The organism is Sulfitobacter rhodophyticola (assembly GCF_041281685.2).
In the GTDB taxonomy this organism is placed as follows: Bacteria; Pseudomonadota; Alphaproteobacteria; order Rhodobacterales; family Rhodobacteraceae; genus Sulfitobacter.
This window is the reverse complement of record NZ_CP166251.2, coordinates 3,511,431-3,526,673: the sequence shown is the minus strand read 5'-3', so window position 1 is coordinate 3,526,673 and position 15,243 is coordinate 3,511,431. Positions and strand designations below refer to the sequence as shown.

At 61.9% G+C, this 15,243-nt stretch carries 10 protein-coding genes; 6 read left to right on the top strand and 4 right to left on the bottom strand.

All coding sequences use genetic code 11. The features are described from left to right. Positions 1 to 2,043: an ASKHA domain-containing protein gene (locus AB4X18_RS18355; protein ID WP_370401443.1), complete on the bottom strand. Its 2,043-nt coding sequence runs from the start codon at positions 2,041 to 2,043 to the stop codon at positions 1 to 3. Between the two features lie 219 nt (positions 2,044 to 2,262). Here AB4X18_RS18355 and guaB point away from each other — a divergent pair, with 219 nt between their 5' ends. The 3 genes from guaB to AB4X18_RS18340 all read left to right on the top strand — a co-directional run bounded on the left by guaB (position 2,263) and on the right by AB4X18_RS18340 (position 7,354). Beyond that, positions 2,263 to 3,711 carry an IMP dehydrogenase gene (guaB, locus tag AB4X18_RS18350; RefSeq protein ID WP_432816882.1) on the top strand — a complete coding sequence of 483 codons (1,449 nt, stop codon included), beginning with the start codon at positions 2,263 to 2,265 and terminating at the stop codon, positions 3,709 to 3,711. 45 nt (positions 3,712 to 3,756) lie between these two features. Then, a complete protein-coding gene (locus tag AB4X18_RS18345; RefSeq protein WP_432816881.1) occupies positions 3,757 to 4,923 on the top strand; it encodes an RsmB/NOP family class I SAM-dependent RNA methyltransferase in 1,167 nt (388 codons plus the stop codon). Between the two features lie 193 nt (positions 4,924 to 5,116). Further along, on the top strand, positions 5,117 to 7,354 hold the full coding sequence (locus AB4X18_RS18340; protein WP_432817435.1) for an ATP-binding protein: 2,238 nt from the start codon (positions 5,117 to 5,119) through the stop codon (positions 7,352 to 7,354). A 61-nt stretch (positions 7,355 to 7,415) separates the two neighbouring features. Here the strand turns inward: AB4X18_RS18340 and AB4X18_RS18335 are convergent, their stop codons facing one another. Further along, entirely contained in the window at positions 7,416 to 8,009 is a 594-nt protein-coding gene (locus tag AB4X18_RS18335) for a gamma-glutamyl kinase (RefSeq protein ID WP_370401440.1), read from the bottom strand. A 206-nt stretch (positions 8,010 to 8,215) separates the two neighbouring features. Here AB4X18_RS18335 and recA point away from each other — a divergent pair, with 206 nt between their 5' ends. The 3 genes from recA to AB4X18_RS18320 all read left to right on the top strand — a co-directional run bounded on the left by recA (position 8,216) and on the right by AB4X18_RS18320 (position 12,378). Further along, positions 8,216 to 9,286 carry a recombinase RecA gene (gene recA / locus AB4X18_RS18330; RefSeq protein ID WP_370401439.1) on the top strand — a complete coding sequence of 357 codons (1,071 nt, stop codon included), beginning with the start codon at positions 8,216 to 8,218 and terminating at the stop codon, positions 9,284 to 9,286. Positions 9,287 to 9,425: 139 nt separating this feature from the next. Next, on the top strand, positions 9,426 to 12,086 hold the full coding sequence (gene alaS, locus AB4X18_RS18325) for an alanine--tRNA ligase (protein ID WP_432816880.1): 2,661 nt from the start codon (positions 9,426 to 9,428) through the stop codon (positions 12,084 to 12,086). A gap of 4 nt (positions 12,087 to 12,090) precedes the next feature. Next, entirely contained in the window at positions 12,091 to 12,378 is a 288-nt protein-coding gene (locus tag AB4X18_RS18320) for a DUF1330 domain-containing protein (protein WP_432816879.1), read from the top strand. A gap of 62 nt (positions 12,379 to 12,440) precedes the next feature. Here AB4X18_RS18320 and typA read toward each other — a convergent pair whose 3' ends face one another. Together typA and AB4X18_RS18310 are read right to left on the bottom strand one after the other, a co-directional pair. Then, complete coding sequence (typA, locus tag AB4X18_RS18315; RefSeq protein WP_432816878.1) at positions 12,441 to 14,258, bottom strand: translational GTPase TypA; 1,818 nt, start codon at positions 14,256 to 14,258, stop codon at positions 12,441 to 12,443. Positions 14,259 to 14,330: 72 nt separating this feature from the next. Next, entirely contained in the window at positions 14,331 to 15,221 is an 891-nt protein-coding gene (locus AB4X18_RS18310) for a mechanosensitive ion channel family protein (protein ID WP_370401438.1), read from the bottom strand. Positions 15,222 to 15,243: the final 22 nt, after the last annotated feature.

Genomic DNA, 15,243 nt, shown 5'->3' with positions numbered 1-15,243 from the left:
CTATCCCCTGCGCCTGCGGCGTCCGCCGCGCGCCGACCCTTCACCGTCACCGGTGTTGAAGGTCTGATCGGGCAGGTTAACCAGATTGCGCAGGATCGGAAAGGGTTCGACCGCGTTGGGGATGGCGGAGGCGTTGACGAAATGTTCCTGAAAACGCGGCTCGATCGCGGTTTCGACCTTGTGGATGGCGCGCACGGTCGCTTCGATCTCGGCCCGGGCCTCGCGGTTCAGAAGGGCGATGCGCGCACCGGTGCCTGCCGCGTTCCCGGCGGAAGAAACCTTGTCGAGCGGCGCATCGGGGATCATTCCCAGCACCATGGCATGTTTGGTAGAGATATGCGCGCCAAAGGCCCCGGCCAGCACGATGCGGTCCACCTTGTCGACACCGAACTTGTCCATCAGTAACCGCGCACCGGAATAAAGCGCGGCCTTGGCCATCTGGATTTCCCGGATGTCGCGGTTGGTGACGGTGATCTTCGGGCCGCCGTCGGCGGTGCCGTCATGGACCAGATAGCTATGCGTTCTGCCATCGGGGAACACGGCGGAAGACCCCGTCTGATCCGGGGAGCCGATCAGCCCGGCGGCGTCCACAATGCCGTTCATGCGCATTTCGGCCACCATCTCGATGATGCCGGAGCCGCAGATGCCGGTGACACCGGTGCTGGCGATGGCGGCGGCAAACCGATCATCATTGGACCACAGATCGCAGCCGATCACCTTGAAGCGCGGCAGCTTGGTCTGTGGGTCAATCTTCACCCGTTCAATCGCGCCGGGGGCGGCACGCTGGCCGGAAGAGATCTGCGCGCCTTCAAAGGCGGGACCGGTGGGGGATGAACAGGCCAGCACCTTTTCACGGTTGCCCAGCAGGATTTCGGCGTTGGTGCCGACATCGACGACCAGTACCAGATCGTCTGATTTCTCCGGCGCTTCGCTGAGCGCCACGGCGGCGGCATCGGCACCCACGTGCCCGGCGATGCAGGGCAGCATGTAGACGCGGGCGGAAGGGTGGATGTTCAGGTCCAGATCATCGGCGCGCAGACGCAGGGCGTTGGAAGTGGCCAGCGCGAAGGGGGCTTGCCCCAACTCGAAAGGGTCGATGCCCAGAAAGAGATGGTGCATCACCGGGTTGCAGACAAAGACCGCGTCCACGATCAGCTTGGGGTCCAATTCGGCCTCGGCGGCGATTTGCGCGAAAAGGCCGTTCATGCCATCGCGCACCGCGCGGGTCATTTCATCCGCCCCGGTGGCGTTCATCATCGCGTAGCTGACGCGGCTCATCAGATCCTCGCCAAAGCGGATCTGCGGGTTCATCACGCCGGAGGAGGCGACGACTTCACCGCTGGCCAGATCACACAGGTGTGCGGCAATGGTGGTGGAACCAAGGTCCACCGCAACGCCGTAGACCGTGCCATCATGATAGCCGGGCCAGATGTGCATGATGCGCGGCGCGTTTTCATTGTCCCCCAGATGCACGGCGACTGTCACCTTCCACGCGCCCTTGCGCAGGATCGGCTGCATCACCTGCAGGATATGCAGGTCGGCGGCGACATTTTCCAATTGCCATTGGTCGCGCAGCGCGTCGCGCAGCCGCTCCAGATCGCCGGAGGGGTCGTGCATGTCCGGCTCGGCCACCTCAACGTAGAACAGCTTGGTGGAGGGGTTGAGGATGATATCGCGCGCCTCCACCCGTTTGCGCACGACCTGCTTGTGCACCTGGCTTTCGGGCGGCACGTCGATGACCACGTTGCCCTGCACGGTTGCCTGACAGCCCAGACGCCGCCCCTTGGGCAGGCCACGCTTGTCATCATAGCGTTGTTCGACCGCGTTCCACTCTGACAGGGCGTCGTCGCGCACGGTCACCTTGTGCTTGGGGAACTCCCCGTAGCTTGGCGTGATCTGGCACTTGGAGCAGATGCCCCGCCCGCCACAGACGGAATCGAGATCCACCCCCAGCTGCCGCGCCGCCGTCAGAATGGGCGTGCCCTTGGCGAAATGGCCGCGCTTGCCGGACGGGGTAAAAATCACAAGGGGGTCGTCGCTCATCTCGGTCTGCCTTTGTGCAAGTGTTGCCGCAACATAGCGGGTGGGGGCGCATTGGAAAGCCCGGCTGCGTCACTTCCCGGTCCTGTCGCGGCAAGCCGCGGGACAGTGTGGGGGATGGGGCGCGGCAAATGCGACCCATTGGCCCGTCTGCCCCTTTCCATCCGGTCCGGTCCGTGAGAAGGATGCGTGCCAAATGACCCCATGCAGCGAGGATGTGTGATGGAGATTCGTGAGGCCCTTACCTTTGATGATGTACTGCTTGTGCCGGGGGCTTCTTCGGTGCTGCCGTCGACGGCAGACACCCGCACCCATGTGACCCGCGCGATTGCGCTGAACATTCCGCTGCTCAGTTCCGCGATGGACACGGTGACGGAAGGGCGGATGGCCATTGCCATGGCGCAAGCGGGCGGCATGGGCGTGGTGCACCGCAACCTGACCGTGGAGGAACAGGCACGCGAAATCCGCCGGGTCAAGCGGTTCGAAAGCGGGATCGTCTACAACCCGATCACCCTGACCCCCGATCAGACGCTTGCCGACGCCAAGGCGCTGCAAGAGCGGTATAACGTGTCCGGTTTTCCTGTCGTGGATGAAAGGGGCCGGGTTGTGGGGATCGTCACGAACCGTGACATGCGCTTTGCGTCTGATGACACGACGCCTGTCAAGGTCATGATGACGAACGATAATCTTGCCATCCTGCACGAACCTGCCGACCGGGACGAGGCATTGAGCCTGATGAAGGCCCGCCGCATCGAGAAGTTGCTGGTGACGGACGGTAAGGGCGTCCTGACTGGGCTCCTGACGTTGAAAGACAGCGAACAATCGGTGCTGAACCCGACCGCCTGCAAGGACAGCCTGGGCCGCCTGCGGGTGGCAGCGGCGACCACTGTGGGCGATGCGGGGTTTGAGCGGTCCCAGGCGCTGGTGGATGCGGGCGTCGACATGATCGTCATCGACACCGCTCATGGTCATTCCGAAGGGGTCGCCCTGGCGGTAACCCGTGCCAAGGCGCTGTCGAACGAGGTGCAGGTGGTGGCGGGCAATGTCGCCACCGGGGAGGCGACGCGCGCCTTGATCGATGCGGGCGCGGATGCGGTCAAGGTGGGGATCGGGCCGGGGTCCATCTGTACCACGCGGATGGTGGCGGGCGTCGGCGTGCCGCAGTTGACCGCGATCATGGATTGCGCGGCCGCGGCGGGCGATGTGCCGGTGATTGCCGATGGCGGCATCAAGTTCTCGGGCGATTTTGCCAAGGCGATTGCGGCGGGCGCGTCCTGCGCCATGGTCGGCAGCATGATCGCGGGCACTGACGAAAGCCCCGGAGAAGTGATTTTGTATCAAGGGCGTAGCTTCAAGTCTTATCGCGGCATGGGGTCGCTGGGTGCGATGGCGCGTGGATCGGCGGACCGGTATTTTCAGAAGGACGCGGCGTCCGACAAACTGGTGCCCGAAGGGATCGAGGGGCAGGTGCCTTACAAGGGGTCCGCCAACGCGGTGGTGCATCAGTTGGTGGGCGGTTTGCGCGCCGCGATGGGCTATACAGGCTGCGCGACGGTGCCGGAGATGCGGCAGAACTGCCATTTCGTGAAGATCACCGGGGCCGGCCTCAAAGAAAGCCATGTGCATGACGTGCAGATCACCCGTGAAAGCCCAAATTACAGGGTTGGGTAGGGAAAACAAGATGGTACGGCTCGTTCTTTATGTGGCTTTGGGCCGATGACACCGGGTGCGCGGGTGGCCGCAGCCATTGAGGTGCTGGGCGACATTGCCGAGGGGCAGGCAGCGGAACAGGCGTTGACCCGATGGGGGCGCAAACGGCGGTTTGCGGGGTCCAAGGACCGCGCGGCCATTCGGGATCATGTCTTTGACGTCCTGCGGTGTCGCGCGACGGCGGCGCATTACGGGCAAGGCGACAGCCCCCGTGCCCTGATGATCGGGTTGCTGCATGCCCAGGGCGCTCCGCTTGACACCCTGTTCGACGGTGCTGGTCACGCGCCCCCGCCCTTGACGATGCAGGAGCGGGAGTTTCCAACAGAACCAACGCATAAGCGGGTGATCTTCAACCTGCCAGATTGGCTGGTGGACAGGTTTGAAGCCGCGTTGGGGACGCAAGCATTGGAGACCGCGCTGGCATTGCAGGAGCGTGCGGCGGTGTTCCTGCGGGTCAATCTGGCGGTGACGACGCGGGCAGAGGCACAGCAGGCATTGCAGGCGGACGGTGTCACGACAGCGCCCAATCCCCGCGCTGCAAGTGCACTGACGGTCATAGAGGGCGCGCGCAAGGTCCGGCAGGCGCGGGTCTTTCTGTCCGGTGAGGTCGAACTTCAGGATGCGTCAAGCCAGGCGGTGACGGCAGGCTTGCCAGCTGGGGGGCGGGTGCTGGACTTTTGTGCCGGCGGCGGGGGCAAGACGCTGGCCCTGGCGATGGACAGGTCACGCAAGGTCTTTGCCCATGATATCGATCCCGCGCGGATGGCGGACCTGCCCGCGCGGGCAGAGCGTGCCGGCGTCCAGATCACCCAGCTTCCAACGGCAGAGGTCGCGCGGCATGCGCCTTTTGATGTGGTCCTTTGTGACGCGCCCTGTTCGGGGTCCGGTGCCTGGCGGCGGGCGGCGGAGGCGAAATGGCTGCTACGCCCGGAACGGCTGGTTGAGCTTGGTGAAATTCAGGATAACATCCTCTCCCAAGCGTCTGAGTATGTGTCAGAAAATGGTATTCTGGTCTATGCGACCTGTTCCGTCTTGCAGGAGGAGAACGAGGAGCGGGTCGCGGCTTTCGTGGCATGCAATCCTGCGTGGCAGGTAATCGCGCAGGAACGTTTTGATGTTGGTGCGGAGGGGGATGGGTTTTTCGTGGTGCAGCTTCAGCGGGCGCAGCAGTAGACATCAACAACCTGCGCTTGTAAGTTCGTTTAGGTTAAGCAGCAATTAACACTTCGCCTGCGTAATGGTTGAACGATTCTGTCACGTCCCCCTTTCTCAAATGCTCAAGGGCGCCCAATTGAAAACGCAGACTTCCAAAGCAGGCTGGTTGAGCTTTCCGCAATCTGCTGTCATCAGCGGGCACAGGGCGGAGATGTTGCTTGCCCTCGCGCTTCTGCTGGGTGTGCTGGCATTGGTGTCACCCATCCGAGTTGTCACGCTGGGGCTGGCGGCGGGGGCGTTGACCATTCTTATCTGTGCCGCCGTCGTCTGGGTCCGTGGCCGCAGCGACACGAAGATTGCGCAGGCGCAGACACTCATGATTGCCGATTTTATCGAAAAGGATTCGACCCCCAGTTTTATCGCCGGTGCCGATGGGGCGATCCTGTCCGCCAATCCGGCGGCCAGGGCAAGATACGTCGTGCCGGACACTGCAACGCTTGCAGGTGTCCTGAACGCGACCTTTGCCGATCCGGGTGGGCTCTTGTTCCGGTTGCAGACCCGTGCCGCGTCGTCCGGTGCCGCGCAGGAGGACATCGTGACACGGACCGGCCAGATGCGTTTGTCCGTGCACGAAGCACCGGGGGCGGAATTCGTTTGGCGGATCGAACAGATCGCGGCCCGGCCCGCCACCCGCAGCGCGCCCGAAGGGCTGGCGTTGCCGATGATCATGGTGGGGCGCACCGATGCGATCCTGTTCATGAACGATGCCGCGCGCGTTCTGGTGGGGGGACGTGTCAAGGCGCTGGACAGGTTGTTCACCACGCTGCCGATCCAGCCCGGACAGGCCTGTGCGGTCAGCACGGCGGAAGGTGTCCAGCACCGGCTTGTGGCCGAGGTGGACGCAGGGGCGGGTCGGCGCGCGATCTATCTGCTGCCCACTGCGGATGGCGGCACCCAAACCCAAAGCTGGCAAGCCTTTCACGACCTTCCGGTCCCCATGGTCAAGGTGGCCCCGGACGGGCAGGTGCAATCCTTCAACCGGATGGCGTCCAATCTGATCGGGGTTTCGCTGACCAACGAGGCGCACCTATCGGACCTCATGGAAGGGTTGGGTCGGTCGATCACGGATTGGCTTGGGGATACGCTGGCGGGGCGGATGGTGCAGAAATCGGAATTCCTGCGCCTGACCCGTGCGGACAAGGAAGTGTTTGTTCAGGTCGTGCTCAATCCCATAACGGAGAATGGCGAACGTGCCCTGATCGCCGTGATGCATGACGCAACAGAGCTCAAGTCCCTTGAGGCAAAATTCGTGCAAAGCCAGAAAATGCAGGCCATCGGGCAGTTGGCGGGCGGCGTGGCGCATGATTTCAACAACCTGCTTACCGCCATATCCGGCCATTGCGATCTGCTGTTGCTGCGGCATGATCAGGGCGATACCGATTATGCCGATCTGATGCAGATCAACCAGAATGCCAACCGGGCGGCAGCACTTGTGGGACAGCTTCTGGCATTTTCGCGCAAGCAGACGCTGCAGCCTGAGAAGCTGGACATGCGGGACACGCTGGCGGACCTGACCCATCTGCTGAACCGTCTTGTCGGTGAAAAGATCACCCTCACGCTGAGCCATGACCCGGTTCTGCAACCGATCCGGGCCGACAAGCGACAGCTTGAACAGGTGCTGATGAACCTTGTCGTCAACGCGCGCGACGCCATGCCCGGCGGCGGCGAGATCAAGATCATCACCGAATGCACGACGCTTGCCGCGCCGCTGAACCGCGACCGGGCCAAAGTGCCTGCCGGGGATTATGTCACCGTTCAGGTCTGCGACGACGGGACCGGGATAGCGCCCGACAAGCTGGAGAAGGTGTTTGAGCCATTCTTCACCACGAAACGCACAGGCGAAGGGACAGGTCTTGGTCTTTCGACCGCCTACGGCATCATCAAGCAGACCGGTGGGTTCATCTTTGCCGATTCCATTCCGGGCAGTGGGACGACCTTTACCCTCTATTTTCCGGTGATGGAGATACCCAAGGACCGTCCCGCCAAAACGGCCAAGCCGGGGCTGCAGCCGTTGGCGAAACATGAAGATGGCGTAATCCTGCTTGTCGAAGATGAAGCCCCCGTGCGCGCCTTTGCCAGCCGGGCGTTGAGGCTCCGGGGGTATACGGTGCTGGAGGCCGATTCCGCCGAAGCCGCGCTCAAGACGCTCGAAGACGAAAGCCTGAGTATTGACGTCTTCGTCACGGATGTGGTCATGCCGGGCATGGATGGCCCCAGCTGGGTGCGCGAGGCGCTCAAGGCACGGCCCGAGGTTCGGGTGGTTTTCGTGTCGGGATATGCAGAAGACAGTTTCGGCGAAAAGCAGACCAAGATCCCCAATTCCGTTTTCCTGCCCAAACCATTCTCGCTGACCGAACTGACAGAAACGGTGCACCGCCAACTGCATTAGACGCGGCGTGGTATCGGCCTCCCTCCGATGCCCGAATGGTGTTTGGACGCCACGAGCGGGTTCAGTCGATGGATGCGTAAAGGGCGAATTCCTCTGCAAATTTGCGCTTGAAGCGTCGCTCCACATCCGGCGAGAGCGACAGCGGTATCGCGGGGGAGACGTTTTCGCGCTTCAGGTCCAGCGAAACATCCAGCCTGTCCGACAGGAACTGCTGCAGGCGCGACTGGTCTTCATAACGGAAATAATGGGTGATCCCGGTGCCGTTTGGCTGCGCCTTCATGAAGTTCAGCTGACTGCCCACATCGGCAAACCCGGGTTTGTTGCCCTTCATGTAGGCGAGGACAAATTCATCAAAGCTGATGCCATGGGTGCTGTTGGGTTTGCCCTTCATGAAGGGCCGCTGCCGATAGCGATACCAGCTGCCCAACCACGATACGGGTTCGCGCATGACGGCCATCAGTTCCAGTTCCGCATCGCATACTTTCAGGAACATCGGCCGAATGAATCGGTTGTAGCGGTAGACCGGCGCGTGTTTCAGCATCGGCGGTTCGGTGATCACCATATCCGCGCGCGGCGCCAGCGCGGCTTCATAGGCGGTTGTCCCGGTCTTTGGCACAGAAAGGAATGCGAGCCTTTCCTTAAAGAAAACAAGCACCTGCATTCCCCCTCAAAAGAAACATCCCTAATCTCATTGCCGTAAACTACTTCTTAACCACCTTGGCCAAAAGATGTTGAAGCAAATAAATTGATTGAAATGTTCCTGCTTTGGTCCCATAGAGAACATTAGAGGAACAAACAAAGCAGTCCCGCGGCCTTCTCATTGCGGAAGGGTGACGGGTATGACACTAAGGGAATAGGCATATGGCAACGGCAGATCTTTTGACAATGGACAACAAGAAAGCAGCGGAAAAGCAGAAGGCGCTCGATAGTGCGCTGGCGCAGATCGAACGGCAGTTCGGCAAGGGCTCGATCATGAAACTGGGCTCCGAAGGGGCCATTCAGGATATCAAGTCCAGCTCCACCGGATCGCTTGGCCTGGATATCGCGCTGGGGATCGGCGGGTTGCCGATGGGCCGCATTGTCGAGATTTACGGACCTGAATCCTCCGGCAAGACCACGCTGACCCTGCATTGCGTGGCCGAGCAGCAAAAGGCGGGCGGTGTCTGCGCTTTTGTGGACGCGGAACATGCGCTTGATCCGCAGTATGCGCGCAAACTGGGCGTCGATATTGACGAGTTGCTGATCAGCCAGCCCGATACCGGCGAACAGGCGCTTGAGATCACCGATACGCTCGTGCGCTCCGGCGCGGTGAACATGGTGATCGTGGATTCGGTCGCGGCGCTGACCCCGAAGTCCGAACTTGAAGGCGACATGGGCGACAGCAGCGTCGGCGTGCAGGCCCGGTTGATGAGCCAGGCGATGCGCAAGCTCACGGGTTCGATCTCGCGCTCCAATTGCATGGTGATCTTCATCAACCAGATCAGGATGAAGATCGGGGTCATGTTCGGCTCCCCCGAAACGACATCGGGTGGCAACGCGCTGAAGTTCTATTCCTCCGTCCGGCTGGACATCCGCCGCATCGGGTCGCTCAAGGACCGCGACGAAGTGGTGGGCAACGCCACCCGCGTGAAAGTGGTGAAGAACAAGGTCGCAGCACCTTTCAAGCAGGTGGAATTCGACATCATGTATGGCGAAGGCATCTCCAAGATGGGCGAACTGCTGGACATGGGCGTGAAGGCCGGGATCGTGGACAAGTCTGGTTCGTGGTTCTCCTACGGTGATGAACGCATCGGGCAGGGGCGCGAGAACGCCAAGCTGTTCCTGAAGGAGAACGAAGCCATGGCGCATGAGATCGAGGACAAGATCCGCGCAGCGCATGGCCTCGATTTTGATGGATCAGAAGAAGACGACATCGATATTCTGGAGGCGTGAAACCGCCCCTTTTTCCGAATATGCAGCACTGAAAGGGGCGCGGGTTGATCCTGCGCCCCTTTTACATCTGCGCGCTGTGGACAGGCCCGTGCACCAAGGCTATTTGGGAACGGACATTGACCCGCCGAAGGCAACACAGATGAAAACGCTCAACGACATCAGATCCACGTTCCTGTCCTACTTCGAAAAGCAGGGCCATGCGGTTGTCGCGTCGGGCCCGCTGGTGCCGCGCAATGACCCGACGCTGATGTTTGCCAACTCGGGCATGGTGCAGTTCAAGAACCTGTTCACCGGGATCGAAACCCGCGACTATGTGCGCGCCACAACGGCCCAGAAATGTGTGCGCGCCGGCGGCAAGCACAACGATCTGGACAATGTCGGATACACCGCGCGCCACCATACGTTTTTCGAGATGCTGGGCAACTTCAGCTTTGGCGATTACTTCAAGGCGGAGGCGATCGCCTTCGCCTGGGAATTGTTGACGGTCGAATTCGGCATTGATGCCAATCGCCTGCTGGTCACAGTTTATCACACCGATGACGAAGCGGCGGACATCTGGAAGAAGGTTGCCGGTCTGCCTGACGACAGGATTATCCGCATTCCCACCGACGATAATTTCTGGCGGATGGGACCGACGGGACCCTGTGGCCCCTGCACCGAGATATTCTATGACCACGGGGATCACATCCCCGGCGGCCCGCCGGGCACACCCGAAGAGGACGGCGACCGCTTCATCGAGATCTGGAACATCGTTTTCATGCAGAACGAACAGTTCGAAGACGGCAGCATGAAACCGCTGGAAATGCAGTCGATCGACACCGGGATGGGGCTGGAACGGATCGGCGCACTGCTGCAGGGTCAGCACGACAATTACGAGACCGACACGATGCGCAGCCTGATCGAGGCGAGCGGTCATGCGCTGGGTGTCGATCCCTTCGGGGCAGGCAATGTGCATCACCGGGTGATCGCGGATCATCTGCGGTCGACATCGTTCCTGATGGCGGACGGGGTGATGCCCAGCAATGACGGGCGCGGCTATGTCCTGCGCCGGATCATGCGGCGTGCGATGCGGCACGCACATCTGTTGGGGGCAAGGGATCCGTTGATGCATCGCCTGGTGCCCGCGCTTATCCAGCAGATGGGCACGGCCTATCCGGAGCTGGGACAGGCGCAGGCGCTGATCACCGAAACGCTGGAACAGGAAGAAACCCGGTTCAAACAGACGCTTGAGCGGGGACTGAAGCTGCTGGAGGAGGAGGTAGGCGCGCTTCCCGAAGGCGCGGCTTTGCCCGGTGCGGCGGCATTCAAGCTTTATGACACGTATGGTTTTCCGCTGGACCTGACCCAGGACGCGCTGCGCGAACAGGACCGCATGGTGGACACGGACGGGTTTGACGCCGCGATGGCCGAACAGAAGGCAAAGGCGCGCGCAGCCTGGTCCGGTTCGGGAGAGGCGGCCGATGCCACCGTCTGGTTCGATGTGGCAGACCAGCATGGCACGACGGATTTCCTGGGCTATGAGAATGAAACCGCCGAAGGGCAGATCGTGGCCATTGTTGCCGGGGGCGCCATGGTTGCGGACGCCGAGGATGGCGCGGACGTGCAGATTGCCTTGAACCAGACGCCCTTTTACGCCGAATCCGGCGGGCAGGTCGGGGATACCGGCATGCTGCGCACCGAAACGGGTGTCGTGACCATCACCGACACCCGCAAGACCGCAGGCGTTTTCGCCCATATCGGGCGCGTGACCGAGGGCCGGGTCGCACCCGGACAGGCGGCGGTGCTGGAGGTTGATCACGCCCGGCGCACCGCAATCCGCGCCAACCATTCGGCCACGCACCTGCTGCACGAGGCCCTGCGCGGCGCATTGGGAGACCATGTGTCACAGCGCGGATCGCTGAACGCGGCGGACCGTCTGCGCTTTGACTTCAGCCATGCCAAGGCCCTGAGCCTTGATGAGATCGAAAAGGTCGAGGCGGAGGTGAACACCTACGTCCGCCAGAACGCGCCGGTCGAGACGCGGATCATGACCCCCGATGATGCCCGTGCCCTTGGCGCGCAGGCCCTTTTCGGAGAGAAATACGGCGACGAGGTGCGGGTCGTGTCGATGGGTCGGCAGGACGGATCCGGCAAGGGCACGGATGGGGCGACCTATTCGCTGGAACTGTGCGGCGGGACCCATGTGCAGCGGACAGGGGACATCGGTTCATTTGTCCTGCTGGGCGACAGCGCCAGCAGCGCAGGCGTGCGCCGGATCGAGGCGTTGACCGGGCAAGCCGCGCTGGATTATCTGCGCGGGCAGGATCACCTTCTGGCGAAAACGGCCCTGACGCTGAAGACCTCCGCACAGGATGTGCCGGAGCGGGTGCGCGCGCTTTTGGACGAACGCAAGAGCCTGTCCAATGAAGTGGCGCAACTGCGCCGCGAACTGGCAATGGCGGGCGGTGGCGGCGCTCCCGCTCCGGAGGCCCGGGACGTTGGCGGGGTGAAATTCATCTCGCAGGTCCTGCAGGGGGTCACCGGCAAGGATCTGCCGGCCCTCGTGGACGAACACAAGGATCGTCTGGGCACCGGTGCGGTTCTGCTGATCGCCGATACCGGTGGCAAGGCCGCCCTTGCGGCAGGGGTGACCAAGGATCTGACCGACACCGTCTCGGCGGTTGACATGCTCAAGGCCGCTGTTGCGGCGCTGGGGGGCAAGGGGGGCGGTGGACGGCCCGATATGGCGCAGGGCGGTGCGGCGAGTGCCGAAAAGGCAGAAGCCGCCATCGCCGCTGCTGAACAAACACTGAAAGGATAGACCGATGGGCGCACTCTGGATTGCACATGTCACCGTGACCGATGAAGAGGCTTACAAGAAATACGCCGCCGGCGCGACGGTCGCCATCGCGGAACACGGGGGCGAATTCATTGCCCGTGGTGGCCGTTTCGTTCAGCTTGAAGGCAAGGAACGGCCCCGCAACGTCGTGGCCCGCTTCCCTGACGTTGAGACGGCGGAAAAATGCTACCACTCAGCGGCCTATCAAGCCGCCCTAAACCACGCCCGCGGTGCCTCCGAACGCGAACTGCTGATCGTCGAAACCACAGACTGATCTTCCAAATGGTTTAAAAAACCCGGAGGTCCGGAGGCAGAGCCTCCGAAATGCCTGCGGGTTCAACCCGCCTTGGCCATCCGCTTGCGCTCGTGCGGGTCGAGATAGCGCTTGCGCAGCCGGATCGCGTTGGGCGTCACTTCGACCAGTTCGTCATCGTCGATATAGGCAATGGCTTCTTCCAACGACAGGATCTTGGGCGTTGTGAGGCGTACGGCTTCATCCGTGCCGGAGGCCCGCACGTTGGTCAGTTTCTTACCCTTGAGCGGGTTCACTTCCAGATCATTTTCACGGCTGTGTTCGCCGATGATCATGCCCGTATACACATCCGCCTGTGCGCCGATCATCATCTTGCCGCGTTCTTCCAGGTTCCACAGCGCGAACGCGACGGAGGTGCCGTTCTCCATCGAGATCAGGACACCCGCGCGGCGGCCCGGGATGGGCCCCTTGTGCGGCGCCCAGTCGTGGAAGACGCGGTTGATGACCCCGGTGCCGCGCGTGTCAGTCAGGAATTCACCGTGATAACCGATGAGGCCGCGTGACGGCACGTGTGCGATGATGCGGGTCTTGCCGGCCCCGGCCGGTTTCATCTCGACCAATTCGCCCTTGCGCACGCCGGTGATCTTTTCGATCACGGCGCCGGAGTATTCGTCATCCACGTCGATGGTGGCTTCCTCGATCGGTTCATGGCGCACGCCGTCGATTTCCTGAAACAGAACCTGCGGGCGGGAGATCGAAAGCTCAAAGCCTTCGCGCCGCATGTTTTCAATCAGAACGCCCATCTGAAGTTCGCCGCGGCCCGCAACCTCAAACGCGTCGCCGCCGGGCGTGTCGGTGACCTTGATGGCGACGTTTGATTCCGCCTCTTTCATCAGGCGCTCGCGGATCACGCGGGATTGTACCTTTTTGCCATCACGGCCGGCCAGCGGACTGTCGTTGATGCCGAAGGTGACGGTGATGGTCGGTGGGTCGATGGGCTGTGCGGGGATCGCGTCAGCGACCGATTGATCGGCCAGCGTATCGGCCACGGTGGCCTTGGTCATGCCGGCGATGGAAACGATGTCGCCAGCTTCGGCCACGTCAATCGCGGTTTGCTCAAGCCCTCGGAACGCGAGGATCTTGGTGGCACGGAAATTCTCGATCAGGGTACCGTCGCGTGCCATTGCCTTGATGGTCTGGCCCGCCTTCAACGTCCCTGTCTCCACCCGGCCCGTCAGCATCCGGCCCAGAAAAGGGTCGGCGCCCAATGTGGTGGCCAGCATCGTGAATGGCTTGTCGATATCGGCAAGCTGGGCCGGGGCAGGGACATGTTCGAGGATCAGATCGAACAACGCATCCAGACCGCTGCGCGGCCCGTCCAGCGTATGATCGGCCCAGCCTGAGCGGCCAGAGGCATACATCGCGGGAAAATCCAGCTGCTCTTCACTGGCATCGAGATTGGCGAAAAGGTCGAAACATTCGTCAAGCGCGCGGTCAGGCTCTCCATCCGGTTTGTCGACCTTGTTGACCACCACGATGGGGCGCAGGCCCAGTTTCAGCGCCTTGGAGGTCACGAACTTGGTCTGTGGCATCGGCCCTTCGGCGGCATCCACCAAAAGGACCACGCCATCGACCATCGACAGGATCCGCTCCACCTCGCCGCCGAAATCGGCGTGGCCGGGGGTGTCGACGATATTGATGCGGGTGCCTTTCCATTCAACGGACGTGGGCTTGGCAAAGATCGTGATCCCGCGTTCGCGTTCCAGATCGTTGCTGTCCATGGCGCGTTCGGTGGTCGCCTGATTGTCACGGTAGGTGCCCGATTGCTTGAGCAGTTCGTCCACCAGCGTCGTCTTGCCGTGGTCAACGTGAGCGATGATTGCGATGTTGCGCAGGTCCATGGGATCAGCCTTTGTCTGGGAGTTGGGCAGCGCTTATCGCGCAGGCGCAGCAAAGGCCAGCGCTAATCGTGCCTAGCTGTCATCCTCGCCTTTGGCGCGGTGCAGCGACAGCGGTTCCTTGAAGGTCATGGTGCGATAGGGGAAGGGGATTTCGATACCCGCATCGTCCAGCGCCCGTTTGACCGCCGCGACCACCTTGTCGCGGCTGGAGCGGATGTCGATGGGGCGGGAGCCCGTCCACCACGTGACTTCGAAGTTGATGGCACTGTCGGCAAACTCCTGCGCGAAGATTTCCACGTCGCGCACGTCGTCCCGTACTGCGTCGACGTTACGGACCGCATCGGCGATCACCTCGCGCGCGCGGTCCACGTCTTCGCCGTATGCCACGCCGCAAATCACGGTTGTGCGCCGCACGTCGCGCGCCGTGCGGATGGTAACTGGGTTCTTGAAGAACATCGCATTGGGCGCCACGACCAATTGGCCATCGGTCTGACGCACATGGGTGTCGCGGATGGTGATTTCCTCAACCTGGCCCTCGATCTCCTCGCATTCGATGTAGTCATCGATGGAAAAGGGTTCCCGTACCAGCAATAGGATACCGGCCAGGAAATTCTCGAACACGTCCTTGAAGGCGAAACCGATGGCAACACCGCCAACACCGAGCGCGGTCAGCGCCTTGCCGGGGGTGATGGTGGGGAAGGCGATGGTCACGGCAATCAACATGCCTGTCAGCCACAATCCCACGGTGATCAGCATCATGATCACATCCACCAGGGCGCGGCGCATCCGCGCACGGCGGAGCGTCCGGGGCAATATCCATTTCAGCAGCTTGATCACCAGCCAGACGATGACAACAAAGAGCAGCGCAAAGACAAGCTGGGGCAGCACGGCCCAGAAGGCTGCCACGTAACCGCCCAGCTGTTCTTGCAGCGGGGCGGGCAGGTTTGACCAAAGGTCTGACATGAAGGATTCCATGACGTGCCAA